A 19,115-nucleotide genomic window follows, 5' to 3' on the forward strand; every position below is an offset into this window, starting at 1 on the left:
GATGAACCTGATTACGGCGTTCCTTTCTGAAAAGGGCGGTCGAAAGGTCAATCAGGACGCCTGCGGCTACCGGGACCTGCCGAAAGGCGGCTGCTGGTTGATCGCCGACGGCTTGGGCGGCCACCGGGGAGGAGAGATCGCGGCGTCCATCGCTGTGGAGACCATTCTTGGCGCCGTCCCCCGGCAACGGGAGTTTGCGCCGTCTGTCCTCGAAGCCATGGCGGCCCTGGCGCAACGAGAGATTTGGGCGCGCCAGCAGGCCGACCGGGAAATGGCATCCATGCGGACGACGGTCGTCATCCTTTGGATCCAGGGAGAACAAGCGCTTTGGGCACATATCGGTGATTCGCGCTTATACTGCTTTCGTCGGGGAGCGCTCATCTCTCAGACGATCGACCACAGCGTTCCCCAGGCGATGGTCGCCGCCGGGGAGATCAGCAGCGATGAGATTCGGGGGCATGAAGATCGCAACCGCTTGCTGCGCGTGCTCGGTCAAAAAGAAGAGGTCCGCCTTGCTCTCGGAGGACTGGACGGCCCATTGCTCGCCGGTGACGTCTTTTTGCTCTGTACCGATGGGCTGTGGGAACATGTGACCGAATTGGAGATGGAGATCCTTTTATCCAAATCGGCTGACCCTCGGGAATGGCTCGATCGCTTGCACATGCGGGTGGTCGAACAGGGTAGGGATGATCGGGACAATTGCTCGGCTTTGGCTGTCTTTGTCGAGAGGGAGGCGTGAAATGGAAGCAGCCGATTCGCTCTGCCTGGGTTGTTTCGCCAATAACGGGGGCCGATCACCTTGTCCCCACTGCGGCTGGGCGCAAGGGACACCGGCCGGCTCCCCCCTGCACCTGTCTCCGGGAACGATGCTCAATGATCGCTACCTGCTGGGGAAAGTCCTGGGACATGGCGGCTTCGGCGTCACCTACCTGGCGTGGGATCTGATGCTGAAGGTAAAACTGGCCATCAAGGAGTACTTGCCCAGGGAACTGGCCACACGCGCGCCGGGACATACCGCCGTCACGATCTTTTCCAGCGAACGCGGTTTTTCTTTCGAAAAGGGCCTCGAAAGTTTTCTTGATGAGGCCCGCCGGTTGGCCCGTTTCCGGGAACATCCCAATATCGTCGGCATCCAGGACTTTTTTCGAGCCAACAACACGGCCTATCTGGTGATGAATTACATCGAGGGGATCACATTCCGCGAGTATTTGGAAAGGGCAGGCGGAAAGCTGCCCTTTTCCGCCGCCCTGGAGATTATGATGCCGGTCATGGACGCCTTGCGGGAGGTGCACGACAACGGGATCCTGCACCGTGACATCAGCCCAGACAACATCTACATCTCCACAACCGGCCAGGTAAAAATCCTCGATTTCGGCGCCGCCCGCAACGTCCTCGGGGAATGCAGCCAAAGCCTCTCGGTGGTTTTAAAGCCGGGCTATGCCCCGGAAGAACAATACCGGACCCGCGGCGAACAAGGACCGGTTCCATATTCAGCAAGGCGCCGGTGGTGCTCGTAGAAATGGTTTTTCTAACCAATAAAAAAGACGCCCAGTGGATTCAGAGCGCCGAAGGTCAGGAAAAAATGGCTGAATCGCTGGAACGGGGCGTTCTTCACTACATTCGTTCCCTAAAGGAACGGTAAGTCCGTGAAAATGGGAGGGAAGAGCCGTGGCGCCCAAGCGTTGTTTGGGTTGTTTTACCCGTGAGGTCGAATCAGGGGCTTGTCCGGCCTGCGGTTATCTGGTGGGCGCATCACCGGAGTCGCCCTTGTACCTGCAACCGGGGACCATGTTGAACGAGAGATATCAGATCGGACAAGTGCTCGGACACGGTGGCTTTGGCATCACCTACATCGGATACGACAACACGCTGAACACGCGCGTAGCGGTGAAGGAATACCTGCCGCGCGACCTCGCCACCCGCGCCACCGGCAGGTTTCAGGTAACCGCCTATACCGGTGAACTCACCGGCTTTTTCGAGTACGGATTGAACAAGTTTTTAGATGAGGCGCGCGCCTTGGCCCAGTTTTCCGATCATCCCTGCATCGTCTCCGTTCAGGACTTTTTTATGGCCAACGGCACCGCTTACCTTGTGATGCGCTATCTGGATGGCGTCACCTTCAAAGAGTACCTTGCCCAGCAGGGCGGCTCGATCCCCGTTGACACCGCCATCAAAATCATGAACCCGGTCATGGATGCCTTAAGGGAGGTTCATGGCGCCGATCTTCTCCATCGTGATATCAGTCCCGACAACATCTTCATCACCACGACCCGGCAGGTCAAGGTCCTCGACTTCGGCGCGGCCCGCAGCGCCCTTGGGGCGCACAGCCGCAGCCTTTCCGTCGTTTTAAAACCCGGCTACTCGCCGGAGGAACAGTACCGATCAAAAGGGAACCAGGGGCCCTGGACAGACGTGTATGCCGTTGCCGCCACCCTGTATCGCGCCATCACCGGTGTGCTTCCGCCGGAGGCGCTGGACCGGGCCAATCAGGATACATTGCTGCGACCGGCCCACTTCCAACCGGCCATCTCTCCCCAGATCGAGGCTGCCTTGTTGAAAGCGCTGGCGGTTCGGGTCACTGATCGGTTCCAGACAATGAAGGAGTTTCAGGACGCCTTGCATGGAATTCCACCGGTGAGCGTTCCAAATCCCAGCGATTGGAATCTTCCGTACCCGAACGTCCCCCCCGGAGGTCAAGCGATTCAGCCGTCGCCTACCCCATCTAAGTGGTTGTGGATCGCGGCTACGGCGGCGGCAATCCTAATCTTCAGCCTTGTCATCCTCCATGTCCATAGAGGAAACTCGTCAACGGTTGCTGCCGGAACGCAAATAGATATAAAGAATGTGGAAAGTTCCGGAGCTTCAGATGGGGGTAACACGGGAAAGCCTAACATTAACGGGGTTAACACGGGATCGAAAGGCGCTGACCAAGGGGCAAAACAAGCGGACCCACCGCCTCCGCCTCCTCCCCCAAAAAAATACGATGATTTTTTCAACACGATGGATTCCCTTATAAGAGAGATGGAACAAGCGCGAACTGACCTAAATAAGGCAGTCATAGGCAAAGAAGCCCAGGGCGGCAGTTGGGAAGAACTTGAGGGGGCGCTCCGGGACGGCATCGCGATCCGCCGTTCACTCCGTGAACAGGTGAAAAATCTGTCTGCGCCGGGTGAACTGGAATACCTGAAAGATAAGTTCCGCGATTATCTGGACAATGGGATTGAATACTGCAGGCGGATGGAGTCTTACGTCAGTTATGGAAAAAGGGGAGACGAGAGCCGGAGTACCGAAGTGCGCGAGGATGCCCGGAGCTTTAACCGTCAGGTGGCTGCCCTTTATAGCGATGCCACCGCAGAATACAAGTCGAAACGAGACACCCTGGCAGGCCGGTAATGGATAGAAAAGCACGGGCCAATTACCCGCGCGTCATCGCCCGCTATATGTGGAGAAACAGCCACACGGGCAGAACCGCAAATAAAGCCCATCAGAATGCGGCATGTCTTTGTCAACGGCTGCCTTGTCATCGACGAGGGCAAAGTGAAGCCTGTGAAAGCAGGCCAGTGGCTGTGACAGGACAACAAAAATAAAAAAGGGGATGGCAAATTTTCGATTGTCTTTACAAGAACAGGCTTGACAGTCATAGTGTTGAGGCGTATACTTCTAAATGAAAATGGTTCTCAACGAACCGCCCGACGAAAGGATGGATGCAACATGTTCGAATGGTTCTTCACTGATGACATCGCCCAACACAAGATGGAGCAGATGCTTAAGGTCAAATCGCTGGAAACGTCCCAGATCTCGGAACTGAAAAAGCCCTGGAAATTCGGGAGTTAACCAGCGAAACAGCGGAATAACCGTTGTATGAACATAAGAGGAGGCCGCCCATCGATATGATGGAGCAGCCTCCTCTTTCTATGTGACGTCTCTATGGTGCCTATCCGAGGGCGTTCCCGACAGTTTTTAGCACCCTTTCCCGTTGGAAAGGCTTGACGATGAAGTCCTTGGCGCCGGCGGTGATCGCTTCGACCACCATCGATTGCTGGCCCATGGCGCTGCACATGACGATTTTGGCATTCGGATCGAGGACCTTGATCGCCCTTACGGCGCTGATGCCGTCCATATCGGGCATGGTGATGTCCATGGTGGCCAGATCCGGAGCAGTCTCCTTCCAGAGTCGCACCGCTTCCCCTCCATTGGGGGCTTCCATCACATCATAGCCGGCATCTTCCAGCATCTTTCGCAAAGTCATCCGCATAAACGCGGCGTCATCGACGATGAGGATTCTCTTTTTCAACAGCGTGCCCTCCTTCATGATGTCTACAAAAAGGTAGTGGTAGGGAATGGCAGAACCTGCGAATCGTGAACGAGATGGCATAAGGGAAAGCGCTTTTTGTGCAAAAAAATGCGCAATATATTAATTAATTATAAAATAGGCTATGCTCATCGTCAATCGATCCATCGAAAAGCCTGTCGCCTCATCGTCGCTTCAACTGTTGCTTTATCGCGAGCCCTTTTCCAGCGCAGGTTCAATCCCTTCCTGCCGCTCCCGTTCCTGTTCTCTTTCTCCGCCGGTGGAACGTCCCCTGCCCGCGACGGCCCGTCGGGACACCCGGATGGCGGGGAGGAAGAGCGTGACAAGAAAACTAAGAAAGGTGGCGAGGGCTGCTGTCCAGAAGACGGCATGGATCGACACCGCCAGGGAGGACTTGATCACCGGTTCGATGAGGGAGCGGAAGGTTTCCGGCATCCGTGCCATCACATCGCCCTGAAGCAGCATCGCATAGAGCGACTGGGGGTTTGTCTCTAGGAGTGATCGGATCGGCTCGACGGCGGGGCGGGCGGCGGCGGGTGCGCCGTTAAGCAGGGGCAGCAATTCCTGCCGGAGCGACTGCCCCGAAACCTGGTTCATCACCGTGCCGAAGAGCGCCACCCCGAAGGTGCCGCCGATGGAGCGAAAAAATTGCCCCGAGGCGGTGACCGCGCCGAGGAGGTGGCGGGGAAAGATCTCCTGTAGGGCGATGGTCAGCACCGGCATGACCAGGCCCAGGCCGAAACCGATGATCACCAGATACAATGACGCCGTCCAGCGGGTGGCGCCGAGGCCCAGTGTAGTCACCAGCAGGAGGCCTGCCGTCAGCACAGACAGGCCGCCGAGTATCTGCGGTTTTACGCCAAGGCGCAGCAGCGCTCGACCCCCCAGCGTGCTGGCCACGACCATAGACAGCATCATCGGCGTCATCGCCGTCCCGGCGCCGGAGGCCGACACGCCGATAACACCCTGCATGAACAGGGGCATAAACATGATGGCGCCGAACATGCCCATGGTCATCAGAAAGCCGATTAGGTTGAGGAGCACATAGGAGCGGTTGCGGAAGAGGGAGAGCGGGAGGATCGGTTCCTCGGCGGTCTTTTCGGCTCGGAGAAAAAGGATAAGGAAGAGGGCGAAGCTGGCGAACAAGCCGGCGATCTGCCAGGAGAGCCAGGGGTAGTCCGTTCCGCCGAAAGTCAGCGCCAGCAACAGGCTGACCATGGCGATGGTGAAGGTGATGATGCCGGAATAATCGATACGGGCTTCCCCCCGGAACTTTTCGCCGCGCAGGCCAAGGGCGATGAAGAGCGCTGCCAACAGACCGAAGGGCAGGTTGATGTAGAAAACCCACTGCCAGGCCAGGTGATCGACAAACCAGCCGCCGACCTGGGGGCCGATGATCGACGAGAGGCCGAAGATGCCGCCGAAGACGCCCTGGAACTTGGCCCGTTCCTCACCGGTGAAGATGTCGCCGATGATGATCATGGCCATGGGCATCATCACCCCGCCACCAATCCCCTGGAGGGCGCGATAGAGGATGAGTTGCTCCATGGAACCGGCGAGGCCGCAGAGGGCAGACGCCGTCATAAAGACACCGAGGCCGAAGAGATAGACCGGTTTGCGCCCGAATTGATCGGCCAGCTTCCCGGCGATGGGCACGACGATGGTGGAACTGAGCATGTAGGCCGTGGCCAGCCAGGCCATCAACTGAAAACCGCCCAGTTGGGCGATGATGGTCGGCATGGCTGTCGATGTGACCGTCTGGTCGAGAGCGCCGAAGAACATGGCTAGGAAGAGGCCGAGCAGCAGGAGAGTCCGGTTTTTGTTCATTCTAGTGATCCCGCCCACCTTTCTCGTACGGAAAAAACGACGGATAAAAAACGCCGGCTGAAAAAAGTACCAGTGACGGATCCCGAGAGAGTTACTGAAGGGTTAAAGAATGGAACAGAAGCGAGCGTAGCTTTACTGTCCGTCAAATTACCTCCTGCTATGCGCCGCAGGTGGTTAAGTGATGGAAGGGAGAATATGGCTAACATCACGGCAAAATGACGAGAGGGGCGCGCGTAAACGGGCATCCACGGCAACCGGCGGCAAGGGTGAGCATAAACGAATGTCAGGGTAGGGAGGATTGAGCAGACGGTGATCCGGTAAGAGGGGTAATGAAAAGGTTAGGCTAGGGGAAAGGTAAAATCGGAGAAAACAGGAAGGCATGATAGAAAACACTAGGTGTGCCCTGCAAGGGGGCGAATCATGGCAAATCAGAAGTATGTCCGCTGGCTGAAGCACTTCTTTTATATCGACCGAACGAAGGAACAGAAAAGATTCTCCCTCAGTCCGCAGCGGCCGCCTTATCACCCGCCGGTGACGCTTCGCCGATCCTATATTACAAAAGGCACAAAAAAAAGACCCCTGCCGGCGGCCCATGCCGATGTGCAGCGGGCCTTTGAGGAGCGTTTTACGGCGCATTGCAACCCAGACTTTGTCTTTCGCACCTTCAACCTACCCTGGGGAACCGTTGCTCTTTCCTTCTATAAAAGCCTCGTTGACGCCTTATTAATCCAGGAGTTCATCGTCGGTCCGCTGTCCCAGTTTATGCCGCCCACCGGAGGCCTTCCGCCTGATCAACTGCGGGACCAGCTCACCTTCTGCCATGTGGTCAGCACCGTGTCGACCCTGGAAGAAGCCGCCACAGCCGTTGGCAAAGGAAATGTCTTTTTGCACGTCGACGGCGCCGATTGGGGATTGGTCATCTCCGTACGCAACCAGGCCGGACGGGGTGTCGATACGCCCCAGATGGAAGTTTCCCTCCAAGGACCCTTTGACGCTTATGTCGAGGACGTCGAGACCAACCTGTTCCTCGTCCGCTCCCGCATTTCCACCCCCGATCTGGTTGCCGAACCGTTCCCGGCAGGACGGCGGGCCCGCGGCCCCATCTACCTGCTCCACATCCGGGGACTGACCAATCCAAAACTGGTCCGCGAGATGAGGCGGCGGATCAAGTCTATCGACGTGGACATGATCCACGGCATCGGCCAACTGGAGCAGTACGTGCAGGACAATCCCTCGTCATTGTTTTCCCAGGCGTTGGTGACAGAGCGGCCCGACCGGACGGTGGCCCTTCTCTTGGAGGGATCCGTGGCCGTTTTGATGGATGGGAGTCCCCAGGCGCTCATCGCCCCGATCACCTTCTGGTCGCTCCTGCATTCACCGGAGGACATGTACTTTCGCTGGCCCATCGGCACCTTCGGTCGAGTCCTGCGTCTTGTCAGCCTGCTCATTACCATCTTCTTACCAGGATTTTACGTGGCTCTTTCCAATTTCCATCTGGAGATGTTGCCGACAGAGTTCATGCTTTCCCTGGCAGGCGCGCGGGAACAGGTGCCCTTTCCGGCTGTCGTGACGATCATCTTTCTCGAACTGGGCTTTGAGTTGATCCGAGAATCGGCGTTGCGGGTGCCGAAGACAATCGGACCGACCATCGGGATCGTGGGGGCCATCATCATCGGCCAGGCCGTCGTCGAGGCCAACGTCGTATCGCCAGTCATGATCATCGTCATGGCCATCACCGTGCTAGCCGGATTTTCCGTCCCCCTGTACTCGTTGTTCTATAGCGTGCGCATTATCCGGCTCCTTGTCTTAGTCGTTTCAAGCGTCTTCGGCTTCTATGGCGTGGTGCTGGGCGTACTTTTTTTGCAGTCTCACCTGATCCGCCTGACCTCTTTGGGCGCCCCCTATGTGGCGCCAGTAAGCCCCGCGCGATGGTCCGAGCAGGATGTGATCCGGCGCCTACCGCCGTTTTATCTGGAGCGCCGGACCACCATCGCTCGACCCATCGATCACCGGCGGCAGGCGCCTGTAAGCCGCCCATGGTGGCCCCATGTCCCCCTGGAACTGCGCTACTTGCAACGGCGATATGAGTCGAAAGAGCAAAAAGGGGCGGTGGAAAGGCAGGCGGAGACGTGAGAAGAGGACTGCGCGACGGTCATGTGGGTCTTTGGGAGACGACAGGCCTGTTGATCTTCGTGTTATTCATCAAAATGCACCTGGCCTATCCCCGTGAGCTTGCCGTTCAAGCGCAAAACGCTGCCTGGATGATACCCATCATCGCCGTCCCTGGCGCGTTGCTCGGCTTCTACGCGCTGGAACGGCTGTTAGCCAGCTTCCCCGGCGATTCCCTCATAAGCATCGCCAACTTGCTGGGAGGTCCGCTCCTCCGATGGCTTACGGGAGTTGTCTTCTGTGTCATCCTGCTGGTGCTGACAGGGTATGAGGTGCGGATATTTTCCGAGTTTATTATCACGACGCTGTTGCCAAATACGCCGGTCCACGCCATCGTGGTCAGCCTGCTCCTGTTGATGATGACGCTAGCGCTCGCGGGGTTCGAGCACATCACCCGGGTGGCGTGGTCTGCCTTTCCGGCGATCATGGCCCTCTTTATCGTCTCCATGATTGCCGTCGTCCCCCTGGGTCAATTTGTTCACCTCGCTCCCTGGTTTGGCCGGCAGCAGGCAGCACCCCTGTGGGAAATCGGTTTGTGGCGGACCTCCTTGTATGCCGAGATTGTGCTGTTGGGCTTGGTAGCGCCGCTTTTTCGCAAACACAGCGATCTGCGGCGCGCTGGTTTTACAGCGTTGCTCGTCACCGCCTTCCTGTTCACGGCTGTCGAGTTGATTTACATCATGGTCTTTCCACCGCCTATGGGCGAACGTCTCGGTTTCCCGCTTTACCAGTTGGTCCGCCTGATCCACTACGGGCCGCTCTTGCAGCGGCTGGAACCAGTCTTCGTCTTCATTTGGGCGGTAATGACCATCAACGGCTTGGCCGCATTATTCTATGGGAGCGCCATCGCCCTAGCTCAGGGTTCCCAAGCCCGGGACTTCCGTCCCCTTTTGTTTCCCCTCTTCGTGCTCCTGTTCTTCATCGTCTTTTATCCGGATCGGAGCATCACAGCGGTAATCGATTTTGCGTTCCTTCCGGACTATTTCATGATGGTCTTGTTCGGTATCCCATTGGCGCTTTGGATCTGGGCGAAGTGGGTCAAAAATGGGGAGGAGGCTAAGCCGTGATCCGCATCCACGTTCTCGCCGCGTTACTCCTCCTGTTGCTGACGGGAGCCGGTTGCTGGGACAACCGAGAACTGGAAACACTGGCCTTCGTGATCACCATGGGTGTGGACAAGGGCAGTGACGGAGATATTGAGGTGACCATGCGAATTGCGATCCCGGCGACCTTCGCGATCCGCCAGGGTGCGAGTGCAGAATCCCTGCCTGAAACATCGAAACTGATAACCGTGAAAGCGCGTTCCATCTCGGAGGCCATCAGTCTCGTCAACAACAATGTTGAACGCCGACTTGATTTCCGGCATCTGCGACTGATTACCTTTGGGGAGAAGCTGGCCCAGGAAACCCTTTTGCCCTACCTGGAGGTTCTTGCGCGACACCCCCAGTTCCGGCGCACCATCTATCTTTGGATGGCCAAAGACGGCACGGCGCGAGATGTTTTTTTGACAACGTTGCCGGTGCTGGAGCGCAGTGTCAGCCGGTATGTGGAGGGGATTGTCCGCAACGCCGACGAATTGGGCTATTCCCGTATGATGACCATGAACGAATTCCTGGTCGAATCGGAGCAGTACAATACCAATGCCGTGCTGCCGATGATCGATATTAACGAGCAGGTCGCAAAAGAGAAAAAAAACGGCATAGTCAAGCCCCGGCCTACGCCGGATTTCCGCCGCGATACGGAAGAGAAGGAAGAACCGGGCGGAAAAGAGTTGGAGGAACTGGCGCGCTCCGGCGGGAACTCTTCCGAGTTTTTCGGCCTCGCCGTGTTTAAAGAGGGGAAGCTCATCGACAAGTTTTCAGGCTTGGAAGCCCGTTTATACGGCTTAATCCGGGGCACCTACCGGCGAGGGATGTGGACCTTTGAGGATCCTGAAAAAGAAGGGGTCTTTTCCCTCGAAATTTCGCAACGCGATCCACCTATTGTAAGGGTGGAAGACCATAACAGCGACCAGCCCCGTGTCCACGTGTTGCTCAGGCTGGACGGCGACGTGCGCGATGTAACGTCGGAAAACGAGTTTATCACTGCCGATAAACTTCCCGAGATGGAGAAGAAAATCGCGCAGGAAATAGAAAAACAAGCGCGCGCGGTGATCGCGCGCGCCCAAGAGAAACATGTTGACCCCTTTCATTTAGCCAATGCCTTTCGCACCTCTTACCAGTATGTAGAAGATTACGAGGCGCTGCAGTGGCAGGCGAGGCATTTTCCGAAAGCGACGGTCCATGTCACTGTCGATCTGAAGATACGCCGTCCTGGCCTGCAGATTCAGCCGCCCAAGTTTGTGGAGAAGGAGTAGGGGACCCTGGCTTCGACATGAGCAGGGCGGCGCAGAAAGCGGTCACAGGGATGCACAGGATGAGCCCGATCGACCCGGCGGCGGAGCGGATGATCTCGCTGACCAGCAAGTCGGAATTGATGATCTTCAGCGCCGGCGTCTGGTAGGCCATCAGCAGGACGAGCAGGGACAATGCGCCGCCCACATAGGCCAGGATGAGGGTGCTCGACATCATGCCCATCGTGTCGCGGCCCACGTTCATGCCGGCCTGCCAGAGTTCTTTCCTTCCGACGGTCTTATGCAACAGCCGGATCTCCTGGGCCGCCGACGCGACGGTGAGGCTGGTGTCCATGACGGCGCCGAGGCTGCCGATGAGCACGCCGGCGAAGTAGACGCCCTGCAGGTCAAGGGGCGGGCGGTCCGGAATGGCGAGCATCATCGTGGCGTATTCGAATTCGATGCCGGTGATGCGCGCCTGCTGCCCCGTCAGGTAAGCGAGGAGCCCGGCGGCGATGACGCCGGCGATGATGCCGGCGATGGCGGCCAGGGATTTTCGATTCAAACCGCCGACGAGGAGGGTGCCGACGAGGCCGATGACGGCGCAGACGAGGGAACTGACCAGGAGGGGGCTCTGCCCCTTCAATATGGCCGGGAGCAGGACATACCAGATGAGCACGCCTGTCAAGGCTAACGTGACGAGGGCGGCGACGCCGCGGCGTCCGCCAAGGATGACGATAAGTCCCACGAAGATAGCAGCAACGGTAAAGATGGGACGGTGGCGGACCAGGTCCTGGATGGCCGCGCCCTGTAGACGGCCCTGGTCATCGAGAGTGGCATAGACAACCACCTCTTCTCCGGGGTGAAGATAAAGGCCGTTATAAGGGTTCTGCAGGTTGGCGATGTTGCTGATCACCTGCGTTTGCCCCTGAAAAGGCGGATCGAGCAGTTCCACCAGGAGGGTTTGGCGCAACATGGAAGATTTTGCGTCAGGCCCGCTGAGCGGATCATCTTCGGGGTATTCAGCCAATATGGAACTGACCTTTCCCTTCAGGTACACCTCCTGCGGCGGTTTCACCTCGTCACGCCGGGTGGCGGCGCCCGTAGTGGCTGCTGCTGGCGCAGCCTGGGCGCTTAGGAGAGGTTGTCCACCGAAGAGGCAGAAGAGGAGAAAGGCGGTCAGACATAGACGATAAAGATGCGAGCCACTGCGAGGCCAGCGAAGATTCAACAGTCACGCCCTCCTTAGAAATGATCCCAATAATATGTAGATCTCATTATAGCATCACCGGGCCGACGATGTTTTTAATTTAGAAAAATGAAAAAGGCAGGGAAATAAAGAGGGGCATGGCGACCATGCCATGCCTCTTTGCCCCATAATGTCGTCAACCCCTAAGCCTCCGTCTGAAGGCAAGGGTTACCCGTTGGTGAACTCCACCGTTCCGCCGGCGGCCTGCACCTGCTGGATCAGGCTTTGCATCGTAGAAGTGGCGCCGCTGCCCAGGAAGGGAAGACGGATGATCAGGCAGATGCCGCCAGGGGAGGTGACTTCGATCAGGTTCAGCAGGTTGATGACGGCTCCCGGCGGGATGAAGATGCGCAGGATCGTTCCCGGCAGTTGGGGACAAGTGGATGGAGGGGGTGTGGGCGTATGGGAGCCGCAGGACGATTGGGAACCGGCATGGGAGTATACAGTGGTGTAAGGAGTGCGAGACATTATTCATCCTCCTTTGATTTTTTGTTGTGGTTACGACAGTTTCATAACCCTAATACATGGTATCTAAAAAAATAATAAAATGATTCTCTATTTTTTACAAAAATTACAGTAGCAAAAACAACTGTAACAAACGGGAAGAATATTCAATATATTGCGTTGCCAAATACAAAAAGAACTCCCGGCCTCTGTTTTGCCGGGAGTTCTCTTGCGCGCAGTCGTTGAAACGGAAGAAGTGACGGGTTTACATGGTTGCCGATTTGGTCTCGATCTTGGCGACTGCTTTCCGGAGCTTTTCCAAATTGCGCCGTTTGCGCCAGTCGAGGAAATCGCGGATCAGGGTGTAGAAGACGGGGATGACGAGCAGGGTGAAGACGGTGGAACTGATCAGGCCGCCGATGAGGACGGTGGCCATGGCGGAGCGGACCTCGGTGCCTTCGGTGACAGCGGCGGCGACCGGCAGCATCCCGAAGACCATGGTGACGGTGGTCATCATGATCGGCCTGAGCCGCGTCTTGCCGGCTTCGATCAGCGCTTCCCGCAGTGTTTTGCCTCGTTCTAAAAGCGTGTTGGTGTAGTCGATAAGCAGGGTGCCGTTTTTAGCGACGAGGCCGTCCATCATGATGATGCCGATGCCGGAAAAGAGATTGATCGTCTTACCTGATATGGCCAGGGCCGCCAGCGCGCCGATCAGACCCAGGGGAAGCGAGGCCATTCGGATCAACGGTGTCAGCATGCTCTCATAGAGGATGGCCAGAACCATGTACACCAGGGTAATGGAGAGGAGGAAGGCCGAGATCAATTCGATGCCGATTTCCTGCATTTCCTGGGTCAAGCCGGCCTGCTTAATCGAGTAGCCGGCCGGGAGCTTCAACTGATCGAGCCGCTTGTTGAGCTCGGCGTTGTACTGGTTTTGGGGCACGTCTTTATACAGGTTGCCGGAAACGGTGATCGTCCGTTGCCGCTCGATGCGCTTGATCTCCGTGGGGCCGCTGCCCTTTTTCACATCGGCAACCTGGCTGAGAGGCACCTGGACGCCGGAGGCATTGGTTATGGTGATCCGCTTCAAATCCTCAATGGAGGCTGTCTGGAGTCCCTGGAGGCGGACGAGGATGTCGTACTCGTCATCACCGGCGCGGAACACGCTGGCCTTGTCGCCGCTCAATGAGGAGCGCAGCGTCCGGGAAATGTCGTCGACAGACAGGCCGTAGGAGGCGGCGCGCAGCCGGTCGATGGCGATCTGCACCTCCGGCTGGCCGAGACGGAAGTTGGTGTCCACTTCCTTCGCGCCAGGGATGCCGGCGGCAATGGTCTTCACCTGCTCGGCGATAGCCATCAACTGGTCATAGTCGGGGCCGGAAATCTCCAACTGGATCGGCGTCCCTGGGGGGCCACCGCCTGATTCGGACTCGATGACGCGAATCGTTCCTTTAGTGAAGGTTTTGGAGAACTCCCGGAGTTGGTCGGCTATGTCCCACATGGTCCGTTCGCGTTCCGCCCGTTTCACCAGTTGGATGCCAACCTCGGCCTTGTGGGAGGAGGAGGAAGAACCGCCGTGGCCGCTGCTGAAGCCGACGCTGCTCTGGTAGTACTTCACTTCCGGGATGGTGCTGATGAAAGCCTCGATCTCCCGGACGGCGTCATCTGTTTTGACCAGGGGCGTCCCGTTCGGCAGTTCCAAGGTGACGCTCAGTTCCGACTGGTCTGACTTGGGCATTAGTTCGAAGCCAACGAAGCCGAGGGGGATCAGGGTGAGGCTGGCGATAAAGGTGAGCAGGGCGACGGCGATGACGGTGAAGCGGCGGCGCAGGGACCAGTGGAGCGCCTTCATGTAGAAATCGGAGAAACCGTCACCGAGCCGGTCGAGCATGGACCAGAAGCGGGCGCCAAAGGGGCGGAACTTGCTCAGGAACATGCCGTAGAGGGAGGCCTGGCGTTTTTTGGCCTTCAATTCCTTTGTCTCCGGATCCTCTTCCATGTAGAAGCGCGCCGACAGCATCGGCGTCAGGGTGAAGGAGATGAAGAGGGAGAAGAGGGTGGCGATGACGACGGTGAGGCCGAACTGGCGGAAGAACTGTCCCACCATGCCGCCCATGAAGGCGATGGGCGCGAAGACGACCACGTCGGAGAGGGTGATGGCGATGGCGGCCATCCCGATTTCGGCGCGCCCCTCCAGTGCCGCATTGAAGGCCGATTTGCCCATGGCGCGGTGGCGGTGGATGTTTTCCAATACAACGATGGAGTCGTCGACGAGGATGCCGATGCAGAGGGCCATCCCCAGCAGAGACATCATGTTGAAGCTGAAGTCGGCAAAGTACATGCCCATCAGGGTGGCGATGAGCGATGTGGGGATGGCGATGATGACGGTGACCATGGAGCGCCACTCGCGGAGGAAGAAAAAGAGGGCGATAGCCGTTGTGATGATGCCTTCGATGATCGAAGAACGGGTGCCGTTAAGGGCGTTATGAACGTAATCGGAAAAGTCGCGGGCGACGATCAACTCCACGTCGGGCGGCAGGTCCTTGCGGATCGACGGCAGCGCCTTTTTCACCTCATCGCCCACATCGACGATGCTGGCGTCGTTCTGTTTGAAGACGACGGCGGCGATGGAGGGTTCGCCGTTGACCCGGCTGATGGTGCGCATCTCGTGGAGGCCGTCGCTGACCGTGGCGATGGCCTTGAGGGGGATTTTGGAGCCGTTCGGCAGGGGGATCTGGATGTTTTCTACATCCTTGATCGTTTTGAACTGGCCCATGACCCGCACGTTGTATTCCAGGTCCGGCTGGTCGAGGCGACCGCTCGGCTGGTTGAGGTTTTCGTTTTCCAGATGGCGGATGACGCTGTTGATGGACAGGCCGTAGCCCTGTAGGCGAGACTTGTCGATGTCCACCTGGATTTCCCGCCGCTGGCCGCCGACGAGGCTCACGTCGGTGACGCCGGGGAGCTTGAGCAGGCGTTCTTTGAGAAGATCCTCGGCCAGGTTATAAGTCTCCTGGGCCGGCCGGTGGCTCTTGAGGGCCAGAGTCATGACTGGGGCGGCGTTGAAGTCCATCTTGATGACGACGGGGTCGGAGGCGTCTTCCGGCAGCCTACCCTTGATGGCGTCCACCTTTTTCTGGACGTCATTGGCAGCCTGGTCGGCGTCGGCTGACAGTTCAAACTCAACAATGACGGCGCCGAATCCTTCTGACGCTTGGGAGGAGACCTTGTCCACCTTGCTGATGGCGGTTACAGCCGATTCGATCGGCTTTAAGATCTGGCTTTCCACTTCTTCAGCGCCGGCGCCGGGGTAGGATACGCTGACAGAGATGAAGGGGGCGTTGATGTTAGGGTACAGATCGACGCCGAGCATCCGGTAGCTGTAGAGGCCAAGCACGACGAACATGAGAACGATCATGCTCATGGCCACGGGACGCTTGACGGCGAATTGGGTCAAGTTCATCGGTTACACCTGCCCTTTTGCGGCGCTTGCTCCTGTGTTGTCGGAGGGGGCGGCGGTCGCCGGCGCAACAGCGGCGCCAGCGGGGTCACTTGCGCCGCCGGTTGCGGCTGTAGCGGGCTGGGCCTCTTTGATAGAGACCGGTGTTCCCTCAGCAAGGGACATCTGGCCGCCAGTGGCGACGACGTCTCCGTCTTTGATGCCGTCGATGATCTCGATGCGTTTTCCGTCAGAGAAACCGGTCTTGACCTTTCGCTCCACCGCCTTGTTGTCGGCGATGACGAAGAGGATAGGCGCACCGTTGCGGATGGTCACGGCCTCTGCCGGCACGGTCAAGGCGTTCGTTTTTTGCGCGGTGGGCAGTTGAAACTCAGCAAACATGCCAGGCTTTAATATGTAGTCCTTGTTGTCGACGGCGATCCAGACGGGGAAGGTTTTCGCCTTCTCATCAGCGGCGGGGCTGACCTTGGCGATGCGTCCCTTGAAGGGGGTTTCGCCGGCCGCGGCCACCTTGACGTTGACCTCCTGGCCGGGCCGGACGGCGTTGACATCGCTCTCCGTCAGGTCTGCTTTCACTTCGACCGTATCGATATGGACGACGGTGAAAGCCGGCGCCGTGTTGGATAGGTATTCGCCCACGTTCACGTTGCGGGCCGAGACGATGCCAGAGATGGGCGAGCGCAGGACGGCGTTTTCCAGATCCACCTCGGTTTGGCGGACCTGGGCCAGACTTTGATTCAGCAAGGCCTGTGCCGAGGCGACGGAAACCTCGTCGGAGGCGTACCGCTTTTCTGCCGTTTCCAGGGCGCTCTTGGCGGCATCGAAGTCCGATTTGGGCGCAGCGCCGGCGTCAAAGAGCGCTTTGACCCGGTCGTAATGGCGCCGGGCATCGTCGAGGGCGATCCGGTTAATTTCCAATTGCAGGCGGGCCCGTTCCAGGCTGGCCTTGTTGACATCGACGCCGGCGTTGGCCGCGTCGAGACGGGCCTGGATGTCGGCGTTGTCCAGTTCCAGCAGGATGTCGCCGGCGTTCACCCGCTGCCCTACTTCGGCGTTGATATGGGCGACCTTGCCCTGACCTTTCGGAACCAGTTTCAATTCTTCTTTCGCCGCCAGTGCGCCGCTGAAGGTCAGCACGTTCGACAGGTCGGCCCGCTCGGCTTTTACGACCGTGACCGCCTGGGTCGTCGCCTCCGGGGCTGCCGGTTCGGGCGTTTTTCCGCAGCCTGTCCCCGCCGCCAGCAGGGTGACGGCGAGCAGGCCGACGCTGATTCGTTTTTTCACCGTAAAAATCCTCCTCCGCCAAATGCAAATGATGCTTTCATTGACAGCCGGTCTCAATCGGCCTAATATTTATCTTAGGTGCTAAAATATTTAGCGACTAAGACGTTATCATCGTAAGGGAGAGGACAAGAACTGTCAAGGGAAGAAGCAGTGAAAGAGCAGCACTTAAATTCCATCAAAGACTTGCTGGAGGTCTTTTTCTACAATGTGAAATGCGCCGCCCAGGATATCGGTCCGGAATACAATCTGGCCGACGGGCAGATCTTTCTATTATATATTTTATGGAAGTCGGGGACATGCAAGGCTACCTTTCTTGCCGATCAGATCGGCATCACCTCCGGCGCCGTCACCGGTATGATGGACAAACTGGCCGGCATGGGCCTGATCACGCGGGAGCGGTCGGAAAAGGACCGGCGTGTCGTTATGGTCACCCTGACCGGTGAGGGATTGAAAACGATCCAAGCGGTCCAGGACGCCCGTTTTGAACGGCTGAAGGGCCAGTTGCGGGAACTCTCCGGCGCAGAACTGGCGCAGGCGGTGGCGGCCTTTGAGAAGATGAACGGTGTGCTGAAGCCTTGTGTGCGGGGAAGCGGCGCGGCAGTGGGTTGATGTGGTTGCAGATGATAGACGCTCCAGACGATGCGGATGTTACAGGTCTTATAGATATTACAGAGGGAAAAGGATTCGTTTTAAAGATGGCTGGGTGAGGGATACTACGGCCGGAACTTTTAAGGTGGTGACCGATATGGGTAAGGGAAGAAAGCTGGACAAGTTGCAAGATACAGCGGAGAAGACACCACAGGATCACAAAACGAACGAAAAGGGCAACCGTCCGTCCACCGGCATCGTACTGGCCGGTCTGGGCGTGCTGGTTGCCCTTTTCGGGAGTTTAACCGCCGGTGGTTTTATGGTTATTGCCGGGCTTGCCGTGCATGGGATTCAGCGTTACTTGGCGCAAAAGGCGGAAGAGGCGGGTGACGGATCGCAAAAGTCGATGAACAAGCGGAAGCAGTGATATTGACAGGATGATTTCTCCCCGAAAGGGAAGATCATCAAAAACTCAATCGGGCTGAGAAACGATGTTGATGTCGCTGTTACATTGGAGGTGACTGCGATGAAAAGCCATCACCTGGAATCCAACCATCTTTTAAGTGTAGTCTAACTTTCTAACCGGAATGTATATCTTTATTAAAATTTAGGACCATAGCTTCTTGTATAGCAGGAAAAAACAATTACTTGTCGAACTAAGTAAAAATTTGCAAGTGAAAACAAGGCTGGTGGTACTGATGTTCGACGTTAAAGAACAGAGTAAACGGTGTGTTTACGAACTGGTTGAAAAGATAAGTTTAACTGAAACGGGTGCGGAAGCGCGACATATTCTTGAAGTTGAGGGTCAAAACTATACCGTTGAAGATTTTTTGGCAGTAATGAGTGCTCTTAATTCGAATGGAAGCGAGAAGATTCAATGAATGACCTTTTCCAGAGTACTGATTTGTCGAGTGAATCGAATCAATTAATCCTTGTCATTGAAGATAAAGGTGCTGAAATTACTCCCCAATTAGTAAAGTCACTAACCGATGACATGATACAAGTCATCGCCAAGTATATTGAAATTGACCGTTCAAAAGTCAAGGTCAATTTGGCTACGGAACAGAGTTTAAAAAAGATTGTCATTTACATTCCAATTCTAAATATTCGTCGTGGAAAATGACTTTCTGACGGCTACCATCGAGATTCATACTAGACATCATAAATAAGCAAATTACGTCAAGAGAACAACGCCCGTAAATAAGTCGATGACAGTGTGTTGGGTATTGCCTTCAATGAGATAATTCTCTTATAATACAAGTAAACTACATCCTTTCGTTCCAGGTGCCCCTCCGGGGGAGAATAGGGAACCGGGTGTGATTCCCGGACGGTCCCGCCACTGTGACGAGGAGCCCTGCGCAGGATGCCACTGGGAAACCGGGAAGGCGCGTGGCGGCGATGAATCGAAGTCAGGAGACCTGCCTGTAACGGTGCGATTCATGAATGATGG

The 19,115-nt window shown here is 57.0% G+C and carries 18 protein-coding genes and 1 riboswitch; of the genes, 12 read left to right on the plus strand and 6 right to left on the minus strand.

What is annotated here, in order from left to right; translation table 11 throughout:
• Position 1 precedes the first annotated feature (1 nt).
• From GTO91_RS08890 to GTO91_RS18380, 5 genes are all read left to right on the plus strand, one after another.
• Entirely contained in the window at positions 2–739 is a 738-nt protein-coding gene (locus GTO91_RS08890) for a PP2C family protein-serine/threonine phosphatase (RefSeq protein ID WP_161257979.1), read from the plus strand.
• A 1-nt stretch (position 740) separates the two neighbouring features.
• Positions 741–1,517 carry a serine/threonine protein kinase gene (locus GTO91_RS08895; protein WP_161257982.1) on the plus strand — a complete coding sequence of 259 codons (777 nt, stop codon included), beginning with the start codon at positions 741–743 and terminating at the stop codon, positions 1,515–1,517.
• Between the two features lie 2 nt (positions 1,518–1,519).
• Positions 1,520–1,642, plus strand: a complete 123-nt coding sequence (locus GTO91_RS08900; RefSeq protein WP_161257985.1) for a hypothetical protein — start codon at positions 1,520–1,522, stop codon at positions 1,640–1,642.
• A 26-nt stretch (positions 1,643–1,668) separates the two neighbouring features.
• Positions 1,669–3,393: a serine/threonine protein kinase gene (locus GTO91_RS08905; protein WP_161257988.1), complete on the plus strand. Its 1,725-nt coding sequence runs from the start codon at positions 1,669–1,671 to the stop codon at positions 3,391–3,393.
• A 318-nt stretch (positions 3,394–3,711) separates the two neighbouring features.
• Positions 3,712–3,834 (plus strand): hypothetical protein, encoded by a 123-nt coding sequence (locus tag GTO91_RS18380; RefSeq protein ID WP_268894834.1) that lies wholly within the window; start codon positions 3,712–3,714, stop codon positions 3,832–3,834.
• Positions 3,835–3,934: 100 nt separating this feature from the next.
• Here the strand turns inward: GTO91_RS18380 and GTO91_RS08910 are convergent, their stop codons facing one another.
• Together GTO91_RS08910 and GTO91_RS08915 are read right to left on the minus strand one after the other, a co-directional pair.
• A complete protein-coding gene (locus GTO91_RS08910) occupies positions 3,935–4,312 on the minus strand; it encodes a response regulator (RefSeq protein WP_407929520.1) in 378 nt (125 codons plus the stop codon).
• Between the two features lie 186 nt (positions 4,313–4,498).
• Positions 4,499–6,139, minus strand: a complete 1,641-nt coding sequence (locus GTO91_RS08915) for an MDR family MFS transporter (RefSeq protein WP_161257994.1) — start codon at positions 6,137–6,139, stop codon at positions 4,499–4,501.
• 420 nt (positions 6,140–6,559) lie between these two features.
• Here GTO91_RS08915 and GTO91_RS08920 point away from each other — a divergent pair, with 420 nt between their 5' ends.
• From GTO91_RS08920 to GTO91_RS08930, 3 genes are read left to right on the plus strand one after another with little or no spacing between them, the layout of a single operon-like run.
• The gene (locus tag GTO91_RS08920; protein ID WP_161257997.1) at positions 6,560–8,272 is read left to right on the plus strand and encodes a spore germination protein; all 1,713 of its coding nucleotides are present in this window, start codon (positions 6,560–6,562) and stop codon (positions 8,270–8,272) included.
• Positions 8,269–9,375, plus strand: coding sequence for a GerAB/ArcD/ProY family transporter (locus GTO91_RS08925; RefSeq protein ID WP_161257999.1), 1,107 nt, complete (start codon positions 8,269–8,271; stop codon positions 9,373–9,375). The genes GTO91_RS08920 and GTO91_RS08925 overlap by 4 nt, the downstream gene beginning before the upstream one ends.
• On the plus strand, positions 9,372–10,664 hold the full coding sequence (locus GTO91_RS08930; RefSeq protein ID WP_161258002.1) for a Ger(x)C family spore germination protein: 1,293 nt from the start codon (positions 9,372–9,374) through the stop codon (positions 10,662–10,664). Before GTO91_RS08925 ends, GTO91_RS08930 begins: the two co-directional genes overlap by 4 nt.
• On the opposite strand, the gene GTO91_RS08935 is transcribed toward GTO91_RS08930, so the two are convergent.
• The 4 genes from GTO91_RS08935 to GTO91_RS08950 form a co-directional block, all read right to left on the minus strand.
• On the minus strand, positions 10,594–11,871 hold the full coding sequence (locus GTO91_RS08935) for a YibE/F family protein (protein WP_161258005.1): 1,278 nt from the start codon (positions 11,869–11,871) through the stop codon (positions 10,594–10,596). The genes GTO91_RS08930 and GTO91_RS08935 overlap by 71 nt on opposite strands.
• A 186-nt stretch (positions 11,872–12,057) precedes the next feature.
• The gene (locus GTO91_RS08940; protein WP_235919382.1) at positions 12,058–12,357 is read right to left on the minus strand and encodes a hypothetical protein; all 300 of its coding nucleotides are present in this window, start codon (positions 12,355–12,357) and stop codon (positions 12,058–12,060) included.
• Positions 12,358–12,598: 241 nt separating this feature from the next.
• Entirely contained in the window at positions 12,599–15,796 is a 3,198-nt protein-coding gene (locus tag GTO91_RS08945; RefSeq protein WP_161258008.1) for an efflux RND transporter permease subunit, read from the minus strand.
• A gap of 3 nt (positions 15,797–15,799) precedes the next feature.
• Complete coding sequence (locus GTO91_RS08950; RefSeq protein WP_161258011.1) at positions 15,800–17,077, minus strand: efflux RND transporter periplasmic adaptor subunit; 1,278 nt, start codon at positions 17,075–17,077, stop codon at positions 15,800–15,802.
• 150 nt (positions 17,078–17,227) lie between these two features.
• Between GTO91_RS08950 and GTO91_RS08955 the strand changes: the two genes are divergently transcribed.
• From GTO91_RS08955 to GTO91_RS08970, 4 genes are all read left to right on the plus strand, one after another.
• The gene (locus tag GTO91_RS08955; RefSeq protein WP_161258014.1) at positions 17,228–17,686 is read left to right on the plus strand and encodes a MarR family transcriptional regulator; all 459 of its coding nucleotides are present in this window, start codon (positions 17,228–17,230) and stop codon (positions 17,684–17,686) included.
• A gap of 136 nt (positions 17,687–17,822) precedes the next feature.
• A complete protein-coding gene (locus GTO91_RS08960) occupies positions 17,823–18,092 on the plus strand; it encodes a hypothetical protein (RefSeq protein ID WP_161258017.1) in 270 nt (89 codons plus the stop codon).
• Positions 18,093–18,288: 196 nt separating this feature from the next.
• Positions 18,289–18,546: a hypothetical protein gene (locus GTO91_RS08965; protein WP_161258020.1), complete on the plus strand. Its 258-nt coding sequence runs from the start codon at positions 18,289–18,291 to the stop codon at positions 18,544–18,546.
• On the plus strand, positions 18,543–18,788 hold the full coding sequence (locus tag GTO91_RS08970; protein WP_161258023.1) for a cell division topological specificity factor MinE: 246 nt from the start codon (positions 18,543–18,545) through the stop codon (positions 18,786–18,788). Before GTO91_RS08965 ends, GTO91_RS08970 begins: the two co-directional genes overlap by 4 nt.
• A gap of 142 nt (positions 18,789–18,930) precedes the next feature.
• Positions 18,931–19,105, plus strand: a riboswitch (cobalamin riboswitch).
• The last annotated feature ends 10 nt before the right edge of the window (positions 19,106–19,115 follow it).

Origin of the sequence: Heliomicrobium undosum (genome assembly GCF_009877425.1) — a bacterium.
Classification (GTDB): domain Bacteria; phylum Bacillota; class Desulfitobacteriia; order Heliobacteriales; family Heliobacteriaceae; genus Heliomicrobium; species Heliomicrobium undosum.